The sequence below is a fragment of the Frateuria sp. genome, assembly GCF_013362045.1.
Classification (GTDB): domain Bacteria; phylum Pseudomonadota; class Gammaproteobacteria; order Xanthomonadales; family Rhodanobacteraceae; genus Frateuria_A.
Genome location: NZ_JABFWW010000258.1, coordinates 1 through 11,234, shown reverse-complemented (window position 1 = coordinate 11,234; position 11,234 = coordinate 1). Strand labels below are relative to the sequence as shown.

General features: G+C 70.4%; 10 protein-coding genes. 1 reads left to right on the top strand and 9 read right to left on the bottom strand.

Translation table 11 applies throughout. The features are described 5' to 3' along the window. The 9 genes from HOQ08_RS12260 to def form a co-directional block, all read right to left on the bottom strand. The coding region (locus tag HOQ08_RS12260; RefSeq protein ID WP_291195188.1) for a hypothetical protein at window positions 1-305 on the bottom strand (305 nt) is incomplete at its 3' end. Further along, window positions 302-2,008: a glycosyltransferase family 39 protein gene (locus HOQ08_RS12255; RefSeq protein WP_291195191.1), complete on the bottom strand. Its 1,707-nt coding sequence runs from the start codon at window positions 2,006-2,008 to the stop codon at window positions 302-304. The genes HOQ08_RS12260 and HOQ08_RS12255, both read right to left, overlap by 4 nt. Window positions 2,009-2,068: 60 nt before the next feature. Next, window positions 2,069-3,118 carry a CDP-glycerol glycerophosphotransferase family protein gene (locus HOQ08_RS12250; RefSeq protein ID WP_291195185.1) on the bottom strand — a complete coding sequence of 350 codons (1,050 nt, stop codon included), beginning with the start codon at window positions 3,116-3,118 and terminating at the stop codon, window positions 2,069-2,071. A 35-nt stretch (window positions 3,119-3,153) separates the two neighbouring features. After that, window positions 3,154-3,969 (bottom strand): glycosyltransferase family 2 protein, encoded by an 816-nt coding sequence (locus HOQ08_RS12245; protein WP_291195183.1) that lies wholly within the window; start codon window positions 3,967-3,969, stop codon window positions 3,154-3,156. A 9-nt stretch (window positions 3,970-3,978) separates the two neighbouring features. After that, window positions 3,979-5,280, bottom strand: a complete 1,302-nt coding sequence (locus HOQ08_RS12240) for an O-antigen ligase family protein (protein WP_291195180.1) — start codon at window positions 5,278-5,280, stop codon at window positions 3,979-3,981. Continuing rightward, on the bottom strand, window positions 5,277-6,998 hold the full coding sequence (locus tag HOQ08_RS12235; protein ID WP_291195177.1) for a glycosyltransferase family 39 protein: 1,722 nt from the start codon (window positions 6,996-6,998) through the stop codon (window positions 5,277-5,279). Before HOQ08_RS12235 ends, HOQ08_RS12240 begins: the two co-directional genes overlap by 4 nt. 65 nt (window positions 6,999-7,063) lie before the next feature. Beyond that, on the bottom strand, window positions 7,064-8,359 hold the full coding sequence (rsmB, locus tag HOQ08_RS12230) for a 16S rRNA (cytosine(967)-C(5))-methyltransferase RsmB (RefSeq protein WP_291195174.1): 1,296 nt from the start codon (window positions 8,357-8,359) through the stop codon (window positions 7,064-7,066). Between the two features lie 49 nt (window positions 8,360-8,408). Continuing rightward, complete coding sequence (gene fmt, locus HOQ08_RS12225; protein WP_291195171.1) at window positions 8,409-9,338, bottom strand: methionyl-tRNA formyltransferase; 930 nt, start codon at window positions 9,336-9,338, stop codon at window positions 8,409-8,411. After that, window positions 9,335-9,844, bottom strand: coding sequence for a peptide deformylase (gene def / locus HOQ08_RS12220; protein ID WP_291195168.1), 510 nt, complete (start codon window positions 9,842-9,844; stop codon window positions 9,335-9,337). The genes fmt and def overlap by 4 nt, the downstream gene beginning before the upstream one ends. A gap of 191 nt (window positions 9,845-10,035) precedes the next feature. On the opposite strand from def, the gene HOQ08_RS12215 reads away from it, so the two are divergent. Further along, window positions 10,036-11,163 carry a LysM peptidoglycan-binding domain-containing protein gene (locus tag HOQ08_RS12215; RefSeq protein ID WP_291195165.1) on the top strand — a complete coding sequence of 376 codons (1,128 nt, stop codon included), beginning with the start codon at window positions 10,036-10,038 and terminating at the stop codon, window positions 11,161-11,163. Window positions 11,164-11,234 lie beyond the last annotated feature (71 nt).

Here is an 11,234-nt window from a genome sequence, read left to right as displayed (position 1 = left end):
CGCCGCAGGAACACGGCCATCTCCTTCTCCGCCTGCTTGTCGCCCCGCTGCTGCGCCGCCACGATCCCCCGGCGCCAGGCGGCAGCCGCGCCGGCGCGGTCGTCCACCGCCAGGCAGGCCTTGCCCAGCAGCTTCCACTCCGCCGAGTAGCCGGGGTCGAAGTCGAGCGCGCGGCGCAGTTCCGCCGCAGCCTCGGCTGGTTGGCCTTCGCCGAGCAGGGCGTTGCCGAGCGAGAACCGCAACAGCGCGCCGTCGCGCGGGCCGCCGCACTGCGCGCGCAGGCCGGCGATCAGCGCACCGTTCACGGCGGTGTCCGGTTGCGGCCGTCGGCGTTGGGGTAGATGCGCGTGGGCTGGGCCGGTTCCGGCGGACGCTGGCCCGCACGCAGGTCGGCCAGCGTGGTGGCCGGCCAGACCACCAGCCAGGTGGAGCGGAACGGCTGCACCAGCAGCGGATAGCGCAACGCGTCTGCGTCCAGCTTGCTGGGGTGGGTCACGATCAGGCCGTCCGGATGGGCGCGGGCAAAGGCCTCGACTGCGGCGTCACCCTGCAGTTCGGCGATCGGGTTTTGCAGTCGGCCGCCGAAGTGGAACTGGCCTTCGTAGGTGCCGGTGAAGCCGATCGCCCGATGCTGCGCATCGGCGGCTCGCAGCAGGCGCGTCGCTGGCGCAAGGTCGTAGCGCGGCCACAGCGTCAGGGTGAACAGCGTATTGATCGCCAGCGTGCCCAGCAGGCCGGCAAACGCCAGCCGCCGCATCTCGCCGCGGCCACGCAGCAGCAGCAAGGCGCCCAGCAGCAGGAACACCACGCTGAAGAAGCGGCTGTAGGGCGCAGTGGTGTCGAACCAGTCTCCATGCAGACGCCCGTCCTGCACCAGCCACGGCAGCACGAACAGGAACAGCGCGAAGGCGATGCCGCCGATCGCCAGCGGCCAGGTGCCCAGCCAGCCGTTGTAGGCCACCCGCGGATGCCGCTCGCGCAGCAGCGCGATGGCACCGGCCACCAGCAACACCGCGCCGGCGAACTCCGGCAACGGGTAGTACAGCTGCTTGCCGCTGATCAACGAAAAAGTGACGAACACCGGCACCACCCAGCACAGCGCGAAGCGCACGCCGGCATCCAGCGGCCGCCGCAGCATCGCCAGGGCCACCCATGCACGTGGCCAGCCGCTGAAGGGGAACAACAGCAATGGCAGCGCCAGCGCGTACCACCACACCGGGTGGGCGTGGTCGAATGCGTTCACCACGCGGCCGGCGGTCTGGGTGAAGAACAGCCGCTGGCGATAGGCCTCGCCGCCACTGAAGCCGGCCGGCAGCGCCCAGGCCAGCAACATCGCGAAGCCGAGCAGGAAGGCGAGCAGGCCGCGGCCGTACCAGCGCGCGCGATGGCGGTTCGCCCAGTCGTTCCACAGTGGCCCGAGCAACCAGGGAAACACCACGTGCAGGGCCATCACCGGGCCCTTGGTCAGCAGCCCCAAGCCGATGCAGATGCCGAACAGCCACCAGCGCGGCTCCTCGCGCGAGGGTGCGCGCGTCAGGCACAGCAGCGCCGCCAGCGTCCACATCGCCAGCAGCACGTCGTACATCACCTGCAGGCCGAACAGGAACGCGTAGGACAGCGCCAGCAGCATCCACGGCGCCGCCCGGGCCACCCACGGCCGCTCCGGGGACAGCCGCCGCGCCAGCACCGCCAGCAGCACCAGCTGCGTGCCGCCGAAGATCACCTCCAGCACGCGCGGCCAGACGTCGCCGACGCCGAACGCGAACCAGCCGGCGTGGATCATCCAGAACAGCAGCGGCGCCTTCTCGCTGTACGGCACGCCGTTGTTGTAGGGCACCAGCCAATGGCCGTGCGTCCACATCTCCCAGGCCACCGCCAGCGTGCGCGTCGAATACAGCGGCATCGGCCCGTGCGAGAAGATCGCCAGCAACGCCGCCGCCGCCCACAGCGGCAGCCACGGCCACAGGGCGCGCAGGTGTTCGGAACGGCGATAGGCGTTGGGCTGCACGGACAGGCTCACGGCTGGGAAGGCCCCGATTCTAGCCGGAGCGGTGCGATGGAAAGCGGGCTAGCGCGGCAGCCGCGCCGGGCCCCAGTAACCGATGCGCCGACGCAGCTTGAGCTTGCGCCAGAGGTTGAGCGGCTTGCGCTTGCGGTTGCGCCCGCCTGCCGCGACGAAGGCATCGATCGCTCCGAGCACGCGCTCGCTCGCGTGGCCGTCGCGGTAGGGATGGATCGCATCCGCATGGGCGCGGATCGCGGCCATCAGTTCAGGCGGCCGCGCCAGTGCGCGCTCGATCGCCGGCTCGAATTGCCCGGGATCGTCGATGTCGATCAGCTGCGGTCCCGGTTGGCGGTTCTTGAACGTGACCACCGGCTTGCCGGTGAGCAGGAATTCGCTGAGCGCCGAGGAGGTGTCCGAGCACATCATGTCCACCTGCGGGAACAACTCCAGGATGTTGTCGTTCTCGGCGAAGGTGAGGAACTCGTTCTGCAGCGCCTTGTAGCGGGCGACCGTCTCCGGGTTCATCTTCGGATGGAAGGTGACGATCCAACGCCAGCGGCCATTGCGCGAGAGTCGCCGGACTTCCTCGTACAGCGTTTCGGCCGCGCTCCACGAGGGCGAGAAGGTGGAGTGGTAGAGGATCACCGGTGGCCGGCGTACCGGCGGCAGCGGGCCGGCGATCTCCTTCAGGAACGGGTCGAGCTTGGGCCAGCCCGTCTCGGCCACGCTGAAGTGCCCCAGCTGGTCGGCCAGCGCCTGGAACTGCGCGGTATCGCGCGGGCCGGTGGTGCAGTACAGGTCGAAGAAACCGCGGATGTAGACGTGCCGCGGCTTGCCCGCATTGAAGCCGTGGAAGACCTCGACCTTCACACCGGGGAAGAAGTGCGGCAGGTGATTGCCGGGCGTGAGCACCGCCACCGGCTTCCAGCGGCGCACTTCGTCCACGCTCAGCAGGCGCTCGTCCGCGGCCAGGTCCTCGGCGCCCGGCCCGTCGAAGAACCACGCCGCCTCGTCGCCGCGCGCGCGGATCGCCGCCTGCAGCGGACGCAGGATGGCCAGCGCATAGCGCTCGGAACCATAGAGCAGGTAGTGCCGTTTGGAGGGCGTTTGCATGAGGTATCGAAAGCTCGGATGAAGTCCTGCGGCGCTCAGCGGTCCAGCCCGTGCCGCGCCAGCGCCGTGCCGGCGCGCGCGACCGAGGCGCGGTTGTGCACCATCTCGTAGTAGCGCATGCGCTTGTAGAGCGCGTAGCTCGCCGCGGTCTGCGCGATCATGAAGCCGCGCCAGCCGTCGAGGAAGGCGAGCCGCACGAGGTAGTCCTTGACGAACGCGAGCAGGTACACGAACGGTGCCTGCCACATGCGCGCCGGCTTGCCCTTGTCGAGCCAGTCGCGGCACTTGAGCTCGGCGTAACGCAGCACCTTGAGCTGCTTGTGCACCAGGGTCGGGTTGTTGATGTGGTCGAAGGGCGCATCGAAGGTGGGCGCGCTGCCCTCGAAGCGCAGCGACTCGTGCACCCGCGCGTCGGTCCAGCGCGCGCGGTCGCGGTGGTACAGCCGCGCCATCTTCTCGCCCACCGCCGGGCGGTACCAGCGCATCGGCCGGCCCATGTAGACGGTGCGCCGGCGCAGCCACGCCGCAGGTGCCTCGCCGGCCATCAATGCAGGCAGGCGCCGCTCCATCTCCGTGGCCAGTTCGGGCGAGAGAAACTCATCGGCGTCCAGCGCCAGAATCCATTCGTGCGCGCACTGCGTGGTGGCGAAATTGCGCTGCGGCCCGAAGCCGAGCCAATCCTGGCGCACCACCCGCGCACCATGGGCCTGCGCGACGGCCACGGTGTCGTCGTCACTGCCCGAATCGACAATGAGCTTCTCCGCCGCGAACGGCACGCTGTCCAGGCAGCGCGCGATGTTATCGGCCTCGTTGTGGGTGATGACGACAAGGGTCAGGGGCAAGGTGGCCATGCAGGCATTCTAGGGTGCCGGCTCTTCGTCGCCCAGCAGGCAGCGCGTGCGCTGGCCGATGCGCACGGCCAGCCCCGTCACCAGGAAAAAGAAGAACGACTGCGACATCACCCGGTAGAACACGCTCTCGCCCAGCGCGCACAGCAGATACAGCACCACGATCGCCAGCCCGGCGCTGGCGGTCGCAGCTACCGTCTCGTCCGGGTGGCGCAGGCGACGGCCGAACCAGACCAACGGCAGGCCGAACGCGGCCAGCACCGCCAGCAGCTGCGGCACGCCGCCGGTCGCCAGCGCACGCAGGTACTCGTTGTGCGGCTGGTTGTAGCGGGCGATGGACGGGTTGGTGCGTCCCGCCGCGATTTCCGCCTGGACATAGGCGCCGTATTCGCCGATGCCGACGCCGGCGAGCGGATGCTCGGCGAAGGCACGCAACGCCGTGCGCCACATCTCCAGCCGCTCGCCGACCGAACCTGCCGGATCGCCCTGGTCGAAGCCGGCCACCTCCTGCTGGATGGTGTCGAAGCGCCCGAGCATGGCGCCATGCAGCGAGACAGTGGCGATCGCGCCACCCAGGCACACCACGGTGGCCAGCGCCACGCTCGCACGCCAGCGCCGGCTGCGCCACGCATGCGCCAGCAGCACCAGCAGGAATGCCGGCACGAAGGCCAGCAGCGGCCCGCGGCTCTGCGTGAGCAGCGCACCGTACATGCCGAACACCATGGCGGCAGCGTGCAACCACCAGCGACGGCTGCCGACGCCTGCGTACAGCAGTTGCACCAGCGCGAGCAGCGCCAGGCCGAGCAGCACGGTGGCGCACTCGATGGCGCTCGAATCGCCGCCGTTGAGACCATAGGCGCGCGCGATGCCCAGGCCGTAGTGCTGCACCAGGCAGACTGCGCCCAGGCCGATCGCGGTGAGGCTGAAACCCGTCCACACCAGCGCCATGCGCAGCGGACGGGCGAACACGGCCGCCACCGCCACGTACAGCAGCACGTGCGCGGCATGGTCCAGCGGACGCGCGCCCAGCCGATGCCCCAGCACGTTGCCGATGTCGAAAGCAGCCAGCACCAGCGCGCCGGCGAGCACCGGCGCCGCGGCAAGGCAGCTGCGCCGTACGGGCGCGCGCCACAGCAGCGCCAGCCCGCTGACGAACAGCAACGCGACCGGCAGCGCCTTGATCCGCGGTTCGATCGAGAACGACAACGGCATCACGGCCACCAGCGCCGACAGCGCCCAGGTGAGCCAGGCCCGCGAGGTCGGCCGGCCGGGCTCGCGCGCGATCGCCAGGATGTCCGGGCTGCGCGCGCTCATTCGGGCACACCCGCATCGGCCGCTTCGGCGGAGGGATCGGGCACGCAGCCGGGAACCACGGCATCGGCCTTGAACAGCCACCACTCGCGCCGGTTGGCATGGCCCAGGTCGATCGCATGGTCGCGACGCACGCAGCGACCCATCGCCGATTCCTGCACGAACAGCCATCGGCGCGCAGGGTCGGCCGCCTGCCAGGCGACCGCCGCCGCGTACTGCTGCGGCCAGGGGCGGGTGAAGCCGAAATCGACGGCGGGACGATCGAGCATCAGCAGGTTCTGTTCCTTCCAGGCGACCAGGCCGACGGTGTCGCCGGGCTGCATCCGCGCAGCCACCTTCGCCATCAACCCGGCCGCGGAACTGGAGTCGTTGAGCAGCGGCGTGATGCCGAAGCTCCAGCCCAGCCACAGCGCGAACATGCCACCGCCGACCGCGTACGCGGCGTGACGCAGGCGCAACAGCCCCACCAGCAGCAACTGCACCGCACCGATCGCTGCCAGCCACCACCACAGCGCGCGCGCGCCGGCGAAACCGCGCTCGAGCGTCCATTGCGTGGCGAACGGCGGCGCAGCGACGAGCGCGTAGGCACCCACCACCAGCAGCAGCGTGCCGAACAGCCCGACGAAGGCCAGCCCGGCGGCGCGCAGCCAGCGCGCGCGCAGCAGCTCGTCGAGGAACGGCGCGCTGGCCAGCGCGACCATCGGCAACGCCGGCAGGATGTAGACATCGCGCTTGCCGGCCGGGATCGAGAAGAACACCAGCACCAGCGCGACCCATGCCACCGGCAGCAGCACGCGCGCGTCCTTCGCCTTCAGCGCGCGCCACCAGCGCGGCAGCGTTCCGGGGTAGGTGAGCGACAGCGGCAGCCAGCTGAACAGCACGATCGGCAGGTAGTACAGCGGCGAGTGGATGTGCCCCCACGACTTGGCGTAGCGGTCCGCGGTCTGGTGGAACAGGATGTCGCGCACGTAGGCGGCGTAGGCGGGGTTGTCCGCGTGCGCATGCGCCGCCAGCAGCATCGGCACCAGCCACAGCGCGATCGCGGCGAGCACGGCCGGCAGGCCCAGCCACCAGCGCAGTGCCTGGCTCGGCCCCATGCGCGCGACGCCGTCCCAGCCGCGCCGCAGCGCGAAGGCATACGGCAGCAGCAGCAGCAGCGGCAGGAAACCCACGCCCTTGGTGATCACGCCGAGCCCCGCGCAGAAGCAGCCCAGCCAGTACGCACGCCAGTTGGGCCCCAGCAGCAGGTGCCTGAGCAGTCCCCAGTTGCCGGCGGTGATCAGGAACATCACCAGCGGATCGATCTGCGCGCGCTTGACCTGGTAGACGAACTGGAACGCCAGCAACAGCCCGGCCGCCGCGTACAGGCCGACCTGCCGGCTCCACAGCCGCCGGCCCAGGTCGTAGACCAGTGCCAGCGTGCCCAGCGCCGCCAGCAACGAGGGCAGCAGGAAGGCGATGCGCCAGTTGCGCACCAGCTCGAAGCTGGCCGCCTCGGTCCACATCAGCACCGGCGGCTTGTCGGCATAGAGCTCGCTGCCGCGGTGCGGGAACAGCCAGTCGCCGCCCTCGACCATCTGCTTGGCCGCCAGCGTGAAGCGCGGCTCGTCCGACGGCCAGGGATCGCGCAACCCGATGCCGGCGCCGATCACGACCAGCGCGATCAGCATCAACAACCAGAAACGGCGGCGGTCCTGCAGCGTGGCGTGCGAGAGGGACATGGGCAATCCGTGCGGAGCAGCGTGGGGTTTTAGCTTGGGCGTGCTTACCTGGCGCTGAGCAGCGGCTACCGCTTTTCCAGGACGGCATAGTACATGCCGTCCAGATCGCCATCGCCGGGCAGGATCTGCCAACCCACGGCCGCCGCCTGGCCTGCCGGCAGCGTGAAAGGCAGCGCGTGCGCGTCGCTGGCTGTCGCCAGCAGCGCCTGGATCGCCGCCTCGTTCTCCGCGCGCAGCAGCGAGCAGGTGGCATAGAGCAGCCGGCCGCCCGGCTTGAGCAACGGCCACAGTGCGACGAGGATGCGCTGCTGCAGCGCGGCCAGCGCGGGAACGTCGCTCGCGCGCCGATGCAGCCGCACATCCGGCCGGCGGCGCAGCACGCCGGTGGCCGAACACGGGGCGTCGAGCAGGATGCGGTCGTAGGGCTCACCGTCCCACCAGGCGTGCGGCTTGCCGGCGTCCCCTTCGAGCAATTCGGCACGCAGGCCCAGGCGCTCGAAATTCTGGCTGATCCGGCGCAGACGGGCCGGGTCGGCATCCAGCGCGGTCAGCTCGAGGTCGGTGCGCTCGAGCAGGTGGCAGGCCTTGCCGCCCGGCGCGGCGCAGGCATCGAGCACGCGCTGGCCCGGCCGTACATCGAGCAGATCGGCGGCGGCTTGCGCGGCACCGTCCTGCACGGCGAACAGGCCTTCGACGAAACCGGGCAGCCGGGTGACGTCGCCGCTGTGCGGCAGCACGATGGCATCGGCCAGCCAGGGGTGCGGTTCGGCCGTCTGGCCGTCCACGCGCAGGCGTTCCAGCAGCGCCTCGCGCGTGCTGCGGCGGCGATTGGCGCGCAGCATCAGCGGCGGTTCGCGGTTGTCGGCCGCGAGCACCGCTTCGGCCTGCGCCGGCCAGTCGCGCGCGATCGCACCGGCCAGCCAGGCCGGATGCGCATGACGCGTCGCCGGCACGGCATCCAGCGCGGCCAACAGCTCGATGCGTTCGCGTTGCCAGCGGCGCAGCACGGCGTTGACCAGCCCGGCAAGGCGCGGACGCTTGAGCGCGCGCGTGGCCTCCACCGTGGCCGCAACGGCGGCATAGTCGCTGAGCTGGAGGATCTCCAGCTGCACCAGCCCGAGCACCAGCAGCGCATGCACGGCCGGCTCCTTGCGCCGCAGCGGCTGCTCCAGCAGGCGGTCCAGCGCCGGATCGAAGCGCAGCCACCAGCGCGCACCCTCGCTGAGCAGCGCCATCAGCAAGGCACGGTCGCGCGGGTCGGGCAGTTTGGACGCGTGGCGTTCCATCGCCTCGCGCAGCGAGGTGCCGCGCAGGGCGATCTCGGCCAGCGCGGTGGCGGCCAGGGCACGGGTGTCGGTCATGGCCTCGGCTCGCGCCTTCTCCCCGCCGGGGAGGAGAGCGGTGCGCGGCTCACCTGGAGGCTCCGCGCAGTTCGGGGCGGGCGTTGAGATAGTCGGTGGCGCTGATGCGCTTGCCACCGGGACGCTGCAGCGCAGTCACCTGCAGCGCGCCTTCCCCGCATGCCAGTTCGATGCCGTCGCGATCGGCCGCCAGCACGGTGCCGGGCGCGGCCGTGTGGCTGCGCCTGAGCGCCTGTGCGGCCCAGATCCGCACGGCCTCGCCGGCGATCTCGCCCTCGGCCACCGGCCAGGGGTCGAAGGCGCGCACCTGGCGATCGAGCTCGACCGCCGGCCGCGCGAAATCCAGTTTCGCCTCGGCCTTGTCCAGCTTGTGCGCATAGGTCACCCCCTCGGCCGGTTGCGCCACGGCCGCCAGCACCTCACCGGCCAGCGTGCGGCGCAGGCCTTCGGCCAGCACCTCGGCCCCCAGCAGCGACAGCCGGTCGTGCAGCGACCCACCGGTATCGTCGGAAGCGATCGGCGTGCGCTTTTCCAGCAGCACTGGGCCGGTATCCAGGCCGGCCTCCATGCGCATCAGGTCGACGCCGGTCTCGGCGTCGCCGGCCAGGATGGCGCGCTGGATCGGCGCCGCACCCCGCCAGCGCGGCAGCAGGCTCGCGTGCACGTTCCAGCAGCCCAGCCGCGGAATCGCGAGCACCTTGCGCGGCAGGATCAGCCCATAGGCGACCACCACCAGCAGGTCCGGTGCGTAGGCGGCCAGCGCGGCCTGCACCTCGGGCGGCTTCAGCGACTCCGGCTGCTCGACGGCCAGGCCGGCGGCGAGCGCCGCCTGCTTGACCGGGCTCGGCGCGAGCTTGCGGCCGCGGCCGGCGGGGCGGTCGGGCTGGGTGTAGACGGCGACCACCTGCGCGCCGCTGTCGCGGCAGGCCTGCAGGCAGGGGACGGAGAACTCCGGCGTGCCGGCGAAGACGATCCTCAAGCGCTCGCTGCCTGCTTGCGCTGCTTCTCCAGGCGCTTGAGCAGCAGGTTGCGCTTGAGCGGCGAAAGGTAGTCGACGAACACCTTGCCGGCCAGGTGGTCCAGCTCGTGCTGGATGCATACCGCCAGCGGGCCTTCGGCATCGAGCGTGATTTCCTTGCCGTCCGCGTCCTGCGCCTTGACCGTGACCTTCAGCGCCCGGGTGACGTCGGCATAGATGCCGGGGAAGGACAGGCAGCCCTCCTGGTACACCTGCGAACCTTCCTTCGCCACGATCTGCGCATTGACGAGCGCCAGCGGCTGGTTGCGCTCCTCGCTCATGTCGGCCACCAGCACGCGCTTGTGCAGGTTGACCTGGGTCGCGGCCAGGCCCACGCCGTTGGCGGCATACATGGTCTCGAACATGTCGGCGACGAACTGCTTGAGCTCGGCGTCGAAGACGGTCACCGGCGCGGCCTTCGTGCGCAACCGGGGATCGGGAAACTCAAGGATGGACAGGACGGACATTTCGCTCACCTCAGGCGCCTTCAGATGCGGTCGGATCGGCAGACCGAAAGCCCCCGGCGCAAACTAGAATGGGCCTCATTGTACGGCGGCAAGCTCCCGTGCGGCAGGCGATTTTGCCAACTGCTCCCGGTTGCGGGCCTTCACTGTTCGGTTACACTCGCCCGAGCCTCGGGGGTAGGGGAATCCCGCATATGATCAAGAAGTCCATCGGGCTGCTGGCCGGCATGCTGGTCACCGTTGCCGTGTACGCCGCCGGCACCCAGTTGCGCGCCGATCACCCCGATAGCTACACCGTGCGCCACGGCGACACGCTGTGGGACATCTCGGCCAAGTTCCTCTCCAAGCCGTGGCTGTGGCCGGAGATCTGGCAGGCCAATCCGCAGGTGCGCAATCCGCACCTGATCTACCCGGGCGACGTGCTCAACCTGTCCTTCATCAACGGCCCGCGGCTCAAGCTCGAGCCTTCCGTGCACCGCGAAGGCGAGGCCGTGCCGGCGATCCCGCTCGACCAACTGCGCATGTTCCTCAAGGACATGCGCGTGATGAACTCGGACGCGGTCAAGTCGGCGCCCTACGTGGTGGGCTTCGAGGAAGCGCGGCTTCGCGGCGCGGGCGGCCAGAACCTCTACGTGCGCGGCCTGAAATCCACGCCGGGCCAGCGCTGGGCGATCGTGCGGCCGACCCACGCGTTCCGCAGCTTCGGCAGCGGCGACAAGAGCGATGCGGGCGAGGACGTCGTCGGACACACGCTGGACAGCAACGTCGCGATGGTGCGCACGCCCTGGTCGGAAGATTTCCGCGATGACGGCCACTACGGCCGCGGCGAGGACCTGGGCGTCGAGGTCAGCTTGATCGGTACCGCCGAGATGCTGCGCGAAGGCGACCCGTCCACCCTGCTGCTGCTGGATTCCACCCAGGAGATCCGCACCGGCGACCGCGTGCTGCCGCTCGACGGCCCCGCCTACGATCCCTACTACTACCCGCACGCACCGCAGTCGCTGCCGCGCAACGCCCGGGTGATCGCCTTCGCCGATGCGATGGACGCGGCCGGGCCCCGCCAGGTGGTGGCGCTTTCGATCGGTTCGAAGGACGGCGTGGACAACGGCCAGACCTACGCCGTGTTCCAACCGGGCGAGACCGTCCACGACGACATCGCCGGCAGCAGTTGGGACCGTGGCGTGGGCGAAAAGGTCGCCCTGCCGGATGAGTTCGTCGGCCACGTGATGGTGTTCCGCACCTTCGACCGGGTCAGCTACGGCCTGGTCATGGATGGCCTGCGCCCGGTGCACCGCGGCGACCGCCTGGAGCTTCCCCAGTAGGCTTCGCTTTCGGCGTTCTCCGACAGGACGGCGCGGCCTCGGCCGCGCCGATTTTCGTGGCGCGCTCCCTA